This window comes from Rhodococcus sp. Chr-9, from assembly GCF_000801125.1.
GTDB lineage: Bacteria > Actinomycetota > Actinomycetes > Mycobacteriales > Mycobacteriaceae > Rhodococcus > Rhodococcus pyridinivorans.
Map to the genome: position 1 here is coordinate 323,557 of NZ_JTIZ01000122.1, position 13,184 is coordinate 336,740.

Genomic DNA, 13,184 nt, shown 5'->3' on the forward strand with positions numbered 1-13,184 from the left:
CGCGCGGGCCCGCCGAACACGCGGGCTCGCGCGATGGGCGAGGGCAGGAGTGATCGCTAGAGTGGCGGAATGAGCCTCGCCCGAAGCGAACGACATGCCCTCGTCCGCACCATGTCCGAGGTCGGACCCGACGCGCCGACGCTCTGCGGCGACTGGACGGTCCGGGATCTCGCCGCGCACCTGCTCGTCCGCGAGCGCCGCGTGGACGCGATGCCCGGCATCGTCGTCCCGGCCCTGGCCGATCACACGGAGAAGGTGCGACGCTCCGCCACCGACCGACAGTGGGCACACGTGCTCGCCGACGTCGATTCCGGCCCGCCGAAGTGGTCGCCGATGTTCCTGTTCGACGCCGTCGCCAACGCGGCGGAGATGTTCGTGCACCATGAGGACGTGCGCCGCGCGCGGCCCGGATGGGAGCCGCGGACGCTGTCGGCGGACGATCAGGACCAGCTTTGGCGCATCGCGCGGATGATCGGACGCAACAGCTACGGCGGATGCGACGTCACGGTGATCTTCGAGAGGTCCGGTTCCGGCGAGCGGGTCGCCCTGCGCAAGCGCGGTCCGCGCACCGTCGTGCTGCGCGGCGAACCGTCCGAACTCGTGCTGCACGCCTTCGGCCGCGACCAGGTGCGGCTCGAGATCGAGGGCGACGAGTCGGCGGTCTCCGAACTGGCGGGATCGAAACGCGGCCTGTGAGCGCTCGCCCGGACGGCGTGTGACCAGTGCCGCCGACCGGTACCCGTGTTGCTGATGGTTCATGAGAGGTCCGTGCGGCTACCCTGGCGGATATGGCAGGAAAGTCGTCGGGCAGCCGCGGAACGTCGTCTACGACCTCTCGGTCGCGGACGGGGGCGCGGGGCTCGGGCGGCAGCACCTCCCGTGCTCGCAGCGCGGGTGCCTCCACCTCGAAGACCAGATCGACCGCGAAGACGAAGGCGTCCGGATCGACCCGGTCCACCCCTGCGCGTAAGCCGCGCGCCGCGGCCTCGACCGCGAACCGTCGCAGCGGCGGCACCGCACGTCGCGCTCCGGCCGCGAGTCGACGCCCCGCGCCCGCCCGTCCCCGGCGCAGTTCCGGGGGGATCCTCACCGCCGTGGGCCGCACCGTCGGCGCCGGTTGGATGATGACGGCCCGCGCTGTCGGAGCCACGACCCGCACGATGGGTCGCGCCACCGAGATCGAGTCCGGACACCGTCGCGACGGCATCGCGCTCGGATTGATCTCCATCGGTGTGATCATCGCCGGCACGGTGTGGTTCGGCGTCGGCGGCCCGGTGGGGGAGTGGGTCGAGACGGCCGTCCGCGCCATAACCGGTGGTGCGAGCGCGGTCCTTCCGCTCGTCGCGGTCGGCATCGCGGTGACGCTCATGCGCACCGAACCGCATCCCGAGATCCGTCCCCGGCTCGTCGTCGGCGGACTGCTCGTCGGTCTCCCCGCACTGGGCCTGTGGCACGTCGCCTCCGGTTCACCCACCGACGCGGAGGGCCGCTCGGAAGGGGCCGGTTTCGTCGGTGCCGCCGTGGGCGGCCCGCTCACTTCCGGGCTCACCGTCTGGCTGTCCGTGCCGCTGATGCTCCTCGCGGCGGGCTTCGGGATCCTGCTGCTCACCGGCACCACGGTGCGGGAGCTGCCCGAACTGTTCCGCGACTACTTCGGCCTCGGCTACCGCGCCGACGACGAGTACGGCGACTACGACGACGATTACGGCTACGACGAGCCGCCGATGTTCGACGCCGACGGCTACCCGATCGACGAGCCGCCCGCCCCCAAGCGGTCCCGCCGCCGGCGTACCCCGGTGGAGAACTACCCGCCTGACGAGTTCGACGGCGACGCGAAGACCGAGGTGCTCCCGCTGTGGGACGACCGCGCATCCGAACCCGAGGCGCCCGCCTCACCGCCGGCCACACTGGAGGTGCCCTCGGTCGCCGAGACCCCGGCCGCAGCGCCGGCCCCGGCTCCCGCCCGCAAGAAGCCGAAGGCCGCCCCGGTACCCGAGGTCGTCGACCAGACCTCCGAGCCGGAACCGGCCGAGACGTTCGTGCGCGACCGCGAGGTCGACGGCGACTACACGCTGCCCTCACTGGAGCTGCTCACCAAGGGCGACCCGCCCAAGACGCGGTCGGCCGCGAACGACCAGATGATCGAGGCGATCACCGAGGTCCTCGAACAGTTCAAGATCGACGCCGCGGTCACCGGCTTCACCCGTGGCCCGACCGTCACCCGCTACGAGGTCGAACTCGGCCCCGGCGTCAAAGTCGAGAAGATCACCGCGCTCGCCCGCAACATCGCGTATGCGGTTGCGACCGACAACGTCCGGTTGCTCGCACCGATCCCGGGCAAGTCCGCCGTCGGCATCGAAGTCCCCAACACCGACCGCGAACTCGTGCGGCTGTCGGACGTGCTCGCAGCACCGTCGACCCGCCGCGACCATCACCCCCTCGTCATCGGTCTCGGCAAGGACATCGAGGGCGACTTCGTCTCCGCCAACCTCGCGAAGATGCCGCACCTGCTGGTCGCCGGTTCGACCGGTTCCGGTAAGTCGAGCTTCGTCAACTCGATGCTCGTGTCGCTGCTCATCCGCGCGACGCCCGACGAGGTGCGGATGATCCTCATCGACCCCAAGATGGTCGAGCTGACGCCCTACGAGGGCATCCCGCACCTGATCACGCCGATCATCACGCAGCCGAAGAAGGCCGCGGCGGCACTGGCCTGGCTCGTCGAGGAGATGGAGCAGCGCTACCAGGACATGCAGGCCAACCGCGTGCGCCACATCGACGACTTCAACACGAAGGTGAAGTCGGGGGAGATCACCGCACCGCTCGGCAGCGAGCGCGTGTACCGGCCGTATCCGTACATCCTCGCCATCGTCGACGAGCTCGCCGACCTGATGATGACGGCCCCACGCGACGTCGAGGACGCGATCGTCCGCATCACCCAGAAGGCCCGCGCCGCCGGCATCCACCTCGTGCTCGCCACCCAGCGACCCTCGGTGGACGTCGTCACGGGTCTCATCAAGACGAACGTGCCCTCGCGACTCGCGTTCGCGACGAGTTCGCTCACCGACTCGCGTGTCATCCTCGACCAGCCCGGTGCCGAGAAGCTCATCGGTATGGGCGACGGACTGTTCCTGCCGATGGGTGCGGGCAAGCCGATCCGCCTGCAGGGTGCGTTCATCACCGACGAGGAGATTGCAGGGGTCGTCGACTTCGCCAAGAACCAGGCCGAACCCGAGTACAACGAGGGCGTCACCGCCCCGAAGGCCGGCGACAAGAAGGACGTCGACCCCGACATCGGTGACGACCTCGACGTCTTCCTTCAGGCCGTCGAACTCGTCGTCACGAGCCAGTTCGGTTCGACGTCGATGCTGCAGCGCAAGCTCCGCGTCGGCTTCGCCAAGGCCGGTCGCCTGATGGACCTGATGGAGACCCGAGGCGTGGTCGGGCCGAGCGAGGGCAGCAAGGCCCGTGAGGTGCTGGTCAAACCCGAGGAACTCGACGGCCTGCTGTACTCGATCCGTGGCGGCGGGGATCCGGTGGAAGTGCCTGCCGCAGAGCAGTGAGACATGCCCGTTCGACCGGCCGTCCCTGTTGCCTTCCGGCGGGAAGTGACGATGTGTGGCACAATCGTGGGAGCTGTGGAGGGGAGTATCCCCAGATCCGCGGCGGTCTCGTCAACACGTTCGGCACCGATGCCGTCCCGGGGCCGTCGGTCCGGCGATAGTCCGGGCGGGAGAGACCTCCGGCAGGTACGCATACCTACCGGAAGGCCTATGTGCCCATGCACGTAAACCTGACTACCTGGTTGATCACGATCGCCGTCATCATCGGGTTGTTCATCTTCGACTTCTTCGCCCACGTCCGCAAGCCGCACGCGCCCACACTGCGCGAATCCGGTTTCTGGTCGGCCGTCTTCGTCGCCATCGCGATCCTCTTCGGCGTGATCGTCTTCGTGGTCTGGGGACCGACCTACGGCGGTGAGTACTTCGCCGGCTACATCACCGAGAAGGCGCTGTCGGTCGACAACCTCTTCGTGTTCGTCATCATCATGGCCACCTTCGCGGTGCCCCGTGAGTACCAGCAGAAGGTCCTCACCATCGGCATCGTGCTGGCGCTGGTCATGCGCGGAGCCTTCATCGCGGTCGGTGCCGCGGCGATCAACGCCTACAGTTGGGTGTTCTACCTGTTCGGCTTCTTCCTCATCTACACGGCGGTCAAGCTCATCCGCGACCACGGTGAGGACCCGCAGGCCATCTCGGAGAACCGGATGGTCAAGCTGGCCCGGAAGTTCCTGCCGGTGCACGACGAGTACGACGGCGACCGCCTCGTCACCCGCATCGACGGCAAGAAGTTCGTCACGCCGATGCTGCTCGCGCTCGTCGCGATCGGCTTCACCGACATCCTCTTCGCGCTCGACTCGATCCCCGCGATCTACGGTCTGACCAACGAGCCGTACCTGGTGTTCACTGCGAACGCCTTCGCGCTGATGGGCCTGCGCCAGCTGTTCTTCCTCATCGGCGGTCTGCTCGAGCGGTTGGTCTACCTGTCCTACGGACTGTCGATCATCCTCGCGTTCATCGGCGTGAAGCTGGTGCTCCACGCCCTGCATGAGAACACGCTCGGCTGGATCAACGGCGGCGAGCACGTCGCCGTCCCGGAGATCTCCACCGGCGTGTCCCTGATCGTGATCGTCGGAGTGCTGGCCGTGACGACGGTGGCCAGCCTGCTCAAGACGCGCGGTGAGAAGGAATCCGTCAGGAGTTGAACACGCCCATCACCGGGTTCCACCCGGTGATGCGCACGGTATCGACGAGGTCGCGCTGCGCGAACGGGTCCTGGGCCATCAGTTCGCGCGCCGCGGCCTCGTCGGCCACGTCGACGAGGATGAGCGCACCCGAACCGTCGGTCCACGGGCCGGTCGCCCGCACGATGCCCTGTTCGACGAGATCGCCGAGCCATGCTCGGTGCTTCGGGCGGTGCTCGTCGCGCGCCGAGGCGGTCGCATCCGAATAGGTGTACTCGACGGCGAACAGGGCCATGCGGGCCTCGCTTTCGTGGGTCTCGATCAGAGGGTGAGGAGCATCCGGGTGTTCCCGAGCGTGTTCGGTTTCACGTAGCTCAGGTCCAGGAACTCCGCGACGCCCGTATCGTACGACCGGCACATCTCCGCATAGACCTCGGCCGTCACCGGAGTCCCCTGGATCTCCGTGAAACCGTGCCGCGCAAAGAACTCCACCTCGAAGGTGAGCACGAACAGTCGTTCCAGCTCGAGCTCGCGGGCGACCTCGATGAGGCGCTCGACGATCAGGTGACCTGCGCCGTGGCCCTTGACGGACGGGTCGACGGCCACGGTGCGCACCTCGCCGAGATCCGACCACAGCACGTGCAGGGCCCCGCACCCGACGACCCGACCCCCGAGTTCGGCCACCCAGAACTCCTGGACGGCCTCGTACAGGGTCACCAGATTCTTCTCGAGCAAAATCCTGCCCGCATAGATGTCGATGAGCCGCTTGATCTCGGGCACGTCGGAGGTTCGGGCGCTCCGTACGACCATTCGATCGTTCGAGTCGTGGTTCGTCGGCGGTGTCGTCATGCGGTGAACAGTAGCGCGTGCGGCTACCGATATTGTGGGGCACATGAGCACGCCCCGCCAGCATGTCACCGCGTCGGGCGGGAGCGGCGCCGCACCGGGACCGCACGCCGGGAGCCCGCACGATCCGGTGCCGTTGTGGAACATCGCCAACATCTTGACGGTGGGTCGGATCGCGTTGGTACCGGTCTTCCTGGTGCTGCTCTTCGTCGGCGACGGGCACGACATCGGGTGGAGGCTCGCGGCGACCGGAGTCTTCGCGATCGCCGCCATCACCGACCGGATCGACGGTCAACTCGCGCGAAAGCACGGTCTCGTCACCGATTTCGGCAAACTCGCCGATCCTATCGCCGACAAGGCCCTCATCGGTGCCGCGCTGGTCGGGCTGTCGATGCTCGGTGACCTGTCGTGGTGGGTCACCGGGATCATCGCTGCTCGGGAGCTGGGGATCACCGCCCTGCGGTTCGCCGTGCTCCGGCACGCCGTGATCCCGGCGAGTCGCGGTGGCAAGCTCAAGACGCTGGTGCAGACGCTCGCCATCGGTGTCTACCTGCTGCCGCTGCCCGAATCGGTGGCGCCGGTGGCGATCGGCCTGATGATCCTGGCGGTCGCCCTGACGGTGGTGACGGGACTCGACTACGTGGTCCAGGCGATCCGGCTGCGTACCGGGGTGCGCCGGAGCGAGAGCGAGACCGCCCGTGCGGAGGACGTCCTGGGGGTGGACGTCGCGGGGGAGGTCGCCGCGGGGGAGGGCGCCGCTGCCCAGGACATGCCGGGCGACGGCCGCACGGTGGGTGAGGACGCCCGGTAACCACGGGGCGGGACGTGCGGGATCCGGCTCGGTGCGGTCGACACCGCTGTGTCGGGACTACGCTGTGTCGGGACTACGCGGTGTCGGGACTACTCGGGCGTCTGCAACCGCCGTCGGCGTTGTAATGTCTGGACACCGCAGTATCGAGGTCCGATCGATCTGCGGGAACCTCGCAGCGTCGTCGTGCGTTGACGAGGTGTCGGCACGACGGACGAAGGAGGATGGGATGGCGCTGTTGTTGCGTGAGGCACTCGGTGACAGCCTTCGGCGCACCCGTGTTTCGCAGAGCCGCACCCTGCGCGAAGTCTCCAGCAGCGCCCGGGTCAGCCTCGGCTATCTCTCGGAGATCGAGCGCGGCAGGAAGGAGGCCTCGAGCGAACTGCTCGCGGCCATCTGCGATGCACTGGAGGTCCCGCTGTCCGACGTGCTGTTCGATGTGAGCGGTCTGCTGGCGGACGGCCTCGACCGTCGCACGGACATGGAGACCACCGCAGCCGACACGGCACCGGCCGAGCGGTCCGACGACGGCGCCACCGCTGAGCCCGGGTTGCTCGCGCAGGAGCCGCGCATGGTGATCCCTGCACCCGCCGCACAGGCGCTGGCAGCCGCCTAACATGGATCACGAACCGTGCCGGTCTCGCCGGATACGGTCGTAAGCGACATCGAGCCGGGGCGTGGTGCGTGCACGGACCCGGCCGGGGCAGGTGGGTCGTCGGGGGTAGCAGCGGACCGGCGATCTTCGAACCGGGGCGCGAGGGCCGCGTACCGGGTCGCGTTCGGCGCGGCGTACCAGATGGAGGCAGGATCACACCCATGGCTAATCCTTTCGTCAAGGGCTGGAAGTACCTGATGGCGCTTTTCAACTCGAAGATCGATGAGAAGGCCGATCCGAAGGTCCAGATTCAGCAGGCGATCGAGGACGCGCAGCGTCAGCATCAGGCACTCTCGCAGCAGGCGGCCTCCGTTATCGGTAACCAGCGTCAGCTCGAGATGAAGCTCAACCGTCAGCTGGACGAGGTGGAGAAGCTCAACGCGAGTGCCCGCCAGGCCGTCATGATGGCCGACCAGGCCACGGCGGCGGGCGACACCGAGAAGGCGATCCAGTACACGAACGCGGCCGAGGCCTTCGCGGCACAGCTCGTCACCGCCGAGCAGTCCGTCGAGGACCTCAAGGTGCTGCACGACCAGTCGCTCCAGGCCGCCGCGCAGGCCAAGAAGGCCGTCGAGCAGAACGCCATGGCGCTGCAGCAGAAGGTCGCAGAGCGCACGAAGCTGCTCAGCCAGCTCGAGCAGGCCAAGATGCAGGAGCGCGTGAGCGAGTCGCTGCGTTCGATGGATTCGACCCTCGCAGCTCCGGGCACCACTCCGAGCCTCGATGCCGTCCGCGAGAAGATCGAGCGTCGCTACGCCAACGCTCTCGGTTCGGCCGAGCTCGCCCAGAACTCGGTGCAGGGCCGCATGCTCGAGGTTCAGCAGGCCACCGTCCAGATGGCCGGTCACAGCCGACTCGAGCAGATCCGGGCGTCGATGAAGGGCGAGGCGCTTCCGGGCACCCCCACCAACCCTGCCGTCGACACGCGCAAAGAGCCCCCGAACGCTGCCGGTACCACCGGCCGCTGATCCGCACGCCTCGGAACTGATCCGCCGTGAACGTCTCCGGAGACGACCGGACCGGGAACATCCCCGGTTCGGTCGTCTCTGCGTTCCGCGATGCCACCGGCAACGCGATGGAGGCCGCGCGCCGCTGGCGCGATCCCGCCGCCCGCTTGCGGCGTAAGAAGCGTCGCGCGCGTCGGCGTGCCAGTTTCTTCGGTGCCGGCTCGGGCACCACGGCGATCGGCACCGCGACCCTGGCCGTCGCGTCGGCTCCCGAATGGACGCTCGTCGCGGCCGGGGGAGCGACGGCGGCTCTCGCAGTGCCTGCCGTCCTCGCCGTCCGTACCTTCCGTCGCCTCGATGCGGTGCCGCTGCCCCCACCGCCGCCGCGCCGCCGGTCGCTGCCACCGGCCGGTTCGGTCGCCCGCGCCCCGATGGAACGCCTCGCGGCGAACGAGGAGAGCCTGCGGCGCCTGCTCGGTGTGCTCGTGCGGTCGAACTCCGTGGCCCCCGACGACCTCACCGAGATCGACGACGCGGCCCGCGCAGCCGCATCCGCACTCGATGCCGTCGTCGAGGACGTCGTTGCCCTCGAATCCGCCGCGCAGGGCAGTGCGGCCGCCAAGACCCATCTGTCCGCGGCCATCGTCGACGCGGGCGAGCGTCTCGGGACGGGTGTCGACCAGTTCGAGGAACTCGTCGCCGCCGCAGCACGCCTCGCCGCGACCGCCGAGGGTAACCGGTCGCTGGCGATGCTCGACCAGCGACGCGCCGAGCTGATCGCCACGTCCGACAAACTCGAGAGCTGGGCGCAGTCCTGGCGCGAGTTGGGGCAGATCGAGCAGCGTTACCACCCCTGAGGGGTGGAACACCCCCATCATCGACACCGCGAGCCGAACACGTCGGTCGTCGACACCTCTCAGTCGTCGACACCGCGAGCGGCGAGGGCCTCGCCCATCGCCTCCGCGGTGCGGAGGGCTCCCACCACCACCGGAACCACCAGCGCCCGCAACGAGAATCCGAGACCGCGCGCCTTGCGTGCCTCGGTCACGCGGGTGACCACGGTGCCGATCAGCGGGATCGCGCGGACGGTCATCACCAGCACGAGTCCCACCCGGTCGGGATCGACCCCGACGCGCGCGAGGGGACGGGCCGCCCGCACGATCGCGTCGAGCATGTCGGTGGTCCGCGTCGTGAGGGTCACCAGGGCGGCCAGGGCGACCGCCACGAGCAGCGACCCGCAGATCACCACCGCCCGTTCCCACCCCGCCACGAGCACCTGGAACGCTGCAATGATCGCCAGCATCCACACCAGCGGCCGCAGCTGCACAACCGCCGGACGCGGAGGTATGCGCGCGGCCGCATACGCGAGCACGGCCAAGGCCAGGGCGGGAAGCACCTGCCAGGGTTGCCGGATCCACAGGGTCAGCGCAAGGATCAGTGCTGCGACCGCGAGCAGCTTCGCTCCCGCCGGAAGCCGGTGCAGGACGGAGCGTCCGGGATGGTAGAGGCCGAACGTGTTCACCCGATCAGATTCCGGTAGAACGCGAGCGCGGACGCCGGTTCGTCGTCGGCGACGACCCGCCCCGAGTCGACCACCAGCACACGATCGAAGCCCACGAGGAGTTCGAGATTGTGGGTCACCGCGATCACCTGCTGCGGAAGGCTCGCGAAGGTGCGCGCGATGAGCTTCGTATTGCGCAGGTCGAGCAGGGTCGTCGGTTCGTCCGCGACGAGCACCGCCGGGTCGGTCACCATGATCGCGGCGAGCGCGAGCAACTGCTTCTGGCCGCCCGAGAGCAGGTGGCTGGGGTGGTCGTGATGCCCCGCGAGCCCGAAGTCGGCGAGGACCTGCCCTACCCGGGCTTCGCGTTCCTCTTTGCCGAGTCCGCTGCGTCGCAGCGAGAAGGCGACGTCCTCGGCGACCGTCGGCATGACGATCTGATGGTCCGGGTCGGTGAAGACGAATCCGACCTTCTTGCGGACCTCCCGGCCCTTGCGCGCCGTGTCGAGGCCGTCGACGGTCACCGAGCCGGACGACGGGACGAGCAGGCCGTTGATCATGCGCGCCATCGTCGACTTGCCGCTGCCGTTCGCTCCGACGATGCCGACGCGTCGTTCGGTGAGGACCACGTCGACCCCGTCGAGGACGGTGCGGTCGCCGTAGGCGTGCCGCACCTCCCGGAATCGGATCTCGCTCATCGACGGTCGGACGGCGTCAGTGCGCGGGATCCGCAGCGGGGCGGTGCGCGATGCGCGGTGCCGCCAGTGCGGGATAGGCGCGATGCACCTGGGCGGCGACCGCTGCTGCGACGACCGCCTTGGCCAGATCGCCCGGCAGGAAGGTGACGTTGGCCGCGGCGGCGGCCCACACCGTGAGATCCGTGCGCAGGACCATGCCTGCGATACCGAAGGCGTAGAGGACGACGATGCCACCGAGGACGTTGACGGCCACACCGGGCAACGTGCGGTATCGCGGCAGCATCTTCATGCTCAGCCAGCCGATCACGGCGACGGCAGGGATCCAGCCGATGAGGAAGCCCACCGTGGGACCTGCCAGCGAGGTGAGGGTCGTGCGCCCGCCGGCGAGTACGGGCAGCGCCAGCCCCAGCACGATCACGGTGAGCACCGACAGGACACCTTTGCGTGCGCCGAGCAGTGCACCCGCGAGCATCACGCCCAAGGTCTGCAGCGTGATGGGCACGCCGGACGATCCGATACTGATCTGACCGGGCAGTCCCAGGGCGATGATCAGGGCGGCGAAGACGGCGATCTGCGCGAGGTCGCGCGCGGGGATACGGGGGGACGAGGACACGGTTACTCAGCCTTCTGGTATGGACGGCGAACCCGTAGAGCCTAAGCCGTACCGGCGTGCCGCGGGTCACCGACCCGTCTCCGGGTGCCCGTGGGCCACACCGGGGTGCGCCTCCGGGTGTCCCCTGATCTTTCCCTGATATCTGCGCTGACCTGCTGTTTTTCATTGCTCGAGCTGTCAGGATCGAGGCGTACCGAGCAAACGGAGTCCGACTCGGAAGGGGTCGGCATCGAGGGTGGGAGTACCCAATGTTCTGGAAGATCGTAGGAATCGTCGCGGTGGTGTGGGTCGGTCTCGCCGTCCTCGGCGCCCTGCTCGACAACCTGTTCGGCTTTCTCGTACTCGGCGCCGTGATCTTCGGCGGATACCTGCTGTACAAGGCAGTATCGGGAGGTGACAAGCACGACCTGACACGTCTGTAGACGAAGGGGGCAGCTGTGGAGGCGGTACCGGAGAACTGGCAACGCGGACTCGTCGTCGTCGCCCACCCGGACGACATCGAATACGGCGCGGCGGCGGCGATCGCGCGGTGGACCCGACAGGGCAAGGAGATTTCCTACGTTCTGGCCACCAGTGGCGAGGCGGGCATCGCCGGTCTGCCGCCCGAGAAGAGCGGGCCGGTGCGGGAATCGGAGCAGCGCGAGTCCGCGCGGATCGTCGGAGTGGATACCGTCGAGTTCCTCGGGCACCCGGATGGTCGACTCGTCCCGAGTCTCGATCTCCGTCGCGACATCGCTTCCGCCATCCGACGTCATCGTCCTGAGATGGTGGTCACGCTCGCGTTCGGGCTGTCGCCCCGGCCCGGCTGGGTCAACAGTGCCGACCATCGGGCGCTCGGGATCAGCGTCCTCGACGCCGTCTCCGATGCCGCGAACGAATGGATCTTCCCGGAACTCACCGAACGCGGTCTGGAACCGTGGCACGGCGTGCGATGGGCTGCCGTGTGTCCGGGTTCGCCTCCGACCCACGCGGTGGACGTGACCGATACGGTCGAACTGGCAGTCGAGTCCCTCGCGGCGCACCGTCTGTACCTGCAGGCTCTCGACGACAGGCCGGTGGAGGCACAAGCGCGCGAACAGGTGGAGCGCGCATCGGCGCCGCTGCCGGGATTCGCTGCCGAGCGCGCCTCCGGGTTCGAGTTGTACACCTTCGCGGGATAGGAAGCGTCCCGCCGTCGTTGGCCTGTGGCAGGCTGTGCGCGTGCGAGTGGCGGTGGTGGCCGGGCCCGATGCGGGTCATGCGATTCCGGCGATCGCGTTGTCGCTGCGGCTTGCGGATGCCGGGCACGACGCGGTCGTCCTCACGGGCGAACGATGGCTCGGCCTCGAGCTGCCCGGTGTGACGTTCGCTGAGTTGAAGGGGCTGGCGCCCCGGCTCGGGGACGACGACGGCGACGCGGGGGCGAAGATCCACGCCCGCGCCGCCCATATCGCGAGCGAGATGCTCCCGGATCTCGGAGCCCTGCTACCCGACCTCGTCGTGGCGGACGTGCTCACCGCCGGCGGAGGGATGGCCGCCGAGCGCCTGGGGATCCCGTGGGTCGAGCTCTCGCCGCACCCGTTGTACCTGCCGTCGCGCGGGCTCCCGCCGATCGGCAGCGGTCTCGATGTGGGCAGGGGCGTGCGGGGCCGGTTGAGGGATGCCGCGTTGCGAGCGATGACCGCGAGATCGCTGCGGCAGGGGGAGCGCGAGCGTTCTGCCGCACGCGTCGGGATCGGTCTGCCGGCGCGCGATCCCGGGCCCCGGGCCCGGCTGATCGCCACCCTGCCGGCACTCGAGGTGCCACGTCCCGACTGGCCCGGGCACGCGCACGTCGTCGGTCCGCTGCTGTGGGAACCCACCGTGGAGATCCTCGATCCGCCGCCAGGGGACGGACCTCTCGTGATGGTCGCGCCGTCGACCGCGGTCACCGGCGTGACCGGGATGGTCGAGACGGTCTGCGACGCACTAGACGGGGCCGGGATGCGGGTCGCCGCGACAATGCTCGACCCTCCGCCGCAGTCGCTCCCCAGCTGGGCCGTCTCGGGTCGCGGCAGGCAGGACGTCCTGCTCCGGCAGGCCGATGTCGTCGTGTGCGGGGGTGGGCACGGGATGCTCGCCAAGACGCTGAGTGCGGGGGTTCCGGCGGTGATCGTTCCCGGGGGCGGCGACCAGTGGGAGCTGGCGAACCGCGCCGCACGGCAGGGGAGTGCGGTGGTGGTGCGTCCGCTCGACGCGGATGCGGTCCGCTCCGCGATCGACACCGTGCTGTCGTCGCCGGACTTCGCCGCCGCGGCTCGTGCGGCCGCGGACGGTGCCGGCGACGTGGAGGATCCGGTCGCGGTGTGCGAGGCCGCAGCGGACTGACTGTCGCGCCACACCGCGCGCGACTACCG

Annotated in this window: 15 protein-coding genes; 10 read left to right on the plus strand and 5 right to left on the minus strand. The window is 69.1% G+C overall.

What is annotated here, in order from left to right:
- Window positions 1-69: 69 nt before the first annotated feature.
- From QR64_RS20610 to QR64_RS20625, 3 genes are all read left to right on the plus strand, one after another.
- Window positions 70-696 carry a TIGR03085 family metal-binding protein gene (locus tag QR64_RS20610; RefSeq protein WP_039587011.1) on the plus strand — a complete coding sequence of 209 codons (627 nt, stop codon included), beginning with the start codon at window positions 70-72 and terminating at the stop codon, window positions 694-696.
- A 92-nt stretch (window positions 697-788) separates the two neighbouring features.
- Window positions 789-3,560: a DNA translocase FtsK gene (locus QR64_RS20620; RefSeq protein WP_174556273.1), complete on the plus strand. Its 2,772-nt coding sequence runs from the start codon at window positions 789-791 to the stop codon at window positions 3,558-3,560.
- A 218-nt stretch (window positions 3,561-3,778) separates the two neighbouring features.
- Window positions 3,779-4,762 carry a TerC family protein gene (locus QR64_RS20625; RefSeq protein ID WP_039587015.1) on the plus strand — a complete coding sequence of 328 codons (984 nt, stop codon included), beginning with the start codon at window positions 3,779-3,781 and terminating at the stop codon, window positions 4,760-4,762.
- Here QR64_RS20625 and QR64_RS20630 read toward each other — a convergent pair.
- Window positions 4,752-5,036: a YciI family protein gene (locus QR64_RS20630; protein WP_006551279.1), complete on the minus strand. Its 285-nt coding sequence runs from the start codon at window positions 5,034-5,036 to the stop codon at window positions 4,752-4,754. The genes QR64_RS20625 and QR64_RS20630 overlap by 11 nt on opposite strands.
- 26 nt (window positions 5,037-5,062) lie before the next feature.
- A complete protein-coding gene (locus tag QR64_RS20635) occupies window positions 5,063-5,590 on the minus strand; it encodes an amino-acid N-acetyltransferase (protein WP_170318496.1) in 528 nt (175 codons plus the stop codon).
- A gap of 43 nt (window positions 5,591-5,633) precedes the next feature.
- Here QR64_RS20635 and pgsA point away from each other — a divergent pair, with 43 nt between their 5' ends.
- The 4 genes from pgsA (at window position 5,634) to pspM (ending at window position 8,854) form a co-directional block, all read left to right on the plus strand.
- On the plus strand, window positions 5,634-6,398 hold the full coding sequence (pgsA, locus tag QR64_RS20640; RefSeq protein WP_039587016.1) for a CDP-diacylglycerol--glycerol-3-phosphate 3-phosphatidyltransferase: 765 nt from the start codon (window positions 5,634-5,636) through the stop codon (window positions 6,396-6,398).
- A gap of 226 nt (window positions 6,399-6,624) precedes the next feature.
- A complete protein-coding gene (locus QR64_RS20645; RefSeq protein WP_006551282.1) occupies window positions 6,625-7,011 on the plus strand; it encodes a helix-turn-helix domain-containing protein in 387 nt (128 codons plus the stop codon).
- A 200-nt stretch (window positions 7,012-7,211) separates the two neighbouring features.
- A complete protein-coding gene (pspA, locus tag QR64_RS20650) occupies window positions 7,212-8,018 on the plus strand; it encodes a phage shock protein PspA (protein ID WP_039587018.1) in 807 nt (268 codons plus the stop codon).
- Window positions 8,019-8,044: 26 nt separating this feature from the next.
- The gene (gene pspM, locus QR64_RS20655; protein WP_006551284.1) at window positions 8,045-8,854 is read left to right on the plus strand and encodes a phage shock envelope stress response protein PspM; all 810 of its coding nucleotides are present in this window, start codon (window positions 8,045-8,047) and stop codon (window positions 8,852-8,854) included.
- A gap of 59 nt (window positions 8,855-8,913) precedes the next feature.
- Here pspM and QR64_RS20660 read toward each other — a convergent pair whose 3' ends face one another.
- From QR64_RS20660 to QR64_RS20670, 3 genes are read right to left on the minus strand one after another with little or no spacing between them, the layout of a single operon-like run.
- Window positions 8,914-9,519 (minus strand): CbiQ family ECF transporter T component, encoded by a 606-nt coding sequence (locus tag QR64_RS20660; protein ID WP_039587019.1) that lies wholly within the window; start codon window positions 9,517-9,519, stop codon window positions 8,914-8,916.
- Entirely contained in the window at window positions 9,516-10,196 is a 681-nt protein-coding gene (locus QR64_RS20665; protein WP_033096532.1) for an energy-coupling factor ABC transporter ATP-binding protein, read from the minus strand. Before QR64_RS20665 ends, QR64_RS20660 begins: the two co-directional genes overlap by 4 nt.
- 16 nt (window positions 10,197-10,212) lie before the next feature.
- Window positions 10,213-10,809, minus strand: a complete 597-nt coding sequence (locus tag QR64_RS20670; RefSeq protein WP_006551286.1) for a biotin transporter BioY — start codon at window positions 10,807-10,809, stop codon at window positions 10,213-10,215.
- 248 nt (window positions 10,810-11,057) lie between these two features.
- Between QR64_RS20670 and QR64_RS27205 the strand changes: the two genes are divergently transcribed.
- Genes QR64_RS27205 through QR64_RS20685 form a run of 3 tightly spaced genes read left to right on the plus strand, consistent with a single transcriptional unit; the run spans window position 11,058 to window position 13,155 of the window.
- Entirely contained in the window at window positions 11,058-11,231 is a 174-nt protein-coding gene (locus tag QR64_RS27205) for a hypothetical protein (RefSeq protein ID WP_006551287.1), read from the plus strand.
- Between the two features lie 15 nt (window positions 11,232-11,246).
- A complete protein-coding gene (locus QR64_RS20680) occupies window positions 11,247-11,969 on the plus strand; it encodes a PIG-L deacetylase family protein (RefSeq protein ID WP_006551288.1) in 723 nt (240 codons plus the stop codon).
- A 40-nt stretch (window positions 11,970-12,009) separates the two neighbouring features.
- Window positions 12,010-13,155 (plus strand): glycosyltransferase, encoded by a 1,146-nt coding sequence (locus QR64_RS20685; protein ID WP_193903622.1) that lies wholly within the window; start codon window positions 12,010-12,012, stop codon window positions 13,153-13,155.
- The last annotated feature ends 29 nt before the right edge of the window (window positions 13,156-13,184 follow it).

Coding starts and splice junctions, on each gene's coding strand:
- pspA (WP_039587018.1), top strand. CDS start 7,212: ATGGCTAATCCTTTCGTCAAGGGCTGGAAGTACCTGATGGCGCTTTTC.
- QR64_RS20635 (WP_170318496.1), bottom strand. CDS start 5,590: ATGACGACACCGCCGACGAACCACGACTCGAACGATCGAATGGTCGTA.
- QR64_RS27205 (WP_006551287.1), top strand. CDS start 11,058: ATGTTCTGGAAGATCGTAGGAATCGTCGCGGTGGTGTGGGTCGGTCTC.
- QR64_RS20630 (WP_006551279.1), bottom strand. CDS start 5,036: ATGGCCCTGTTCGCCGTCGAGTACACCTATTCGGATGCGACCGCCTCG.
- QR64_RS20645 (WP_006551282.1), top strand. CDS start 6,625: ATGGCGCTGTTGTTGCGTGAGGCACTCGGTGACAGCCTTCGGCGCACC.
- QR64_RS20620 (WP_174556273.1), top strand. CDS start 789: ATGGCAGGAAAGTCGTCGGGCAGCCGCGGAACGTCGTCTACGACCTCT.
- QR64_RS20625 (WP_039587015.1), top strand. CDS start 3,779: ATGCACGTAAACCTGACTACCTGGTTGATCACGATCGCCGTCATCATC.
- QR64_RS20665 (WP_033096532.1), bottom strand. CDS start 10,196: ATGAGCGAGATCCGATTCCGGGAGGTGCGGCACGCCTACGGCGACCGC.
- QR64_RS20610 (WP_039587011.1), top strand. CDS start 70: ATGAGCCTCGCCCGAAGCGAACGACATGCCCTCGTCCGCACCATGTCC.
- pgsA (WP_039587016.1), top strand. CDS start 5,634: ATGAGCACGCCCCGCCAGCATGTCACCGCGTCGGGCGGGAGCGGCGCC.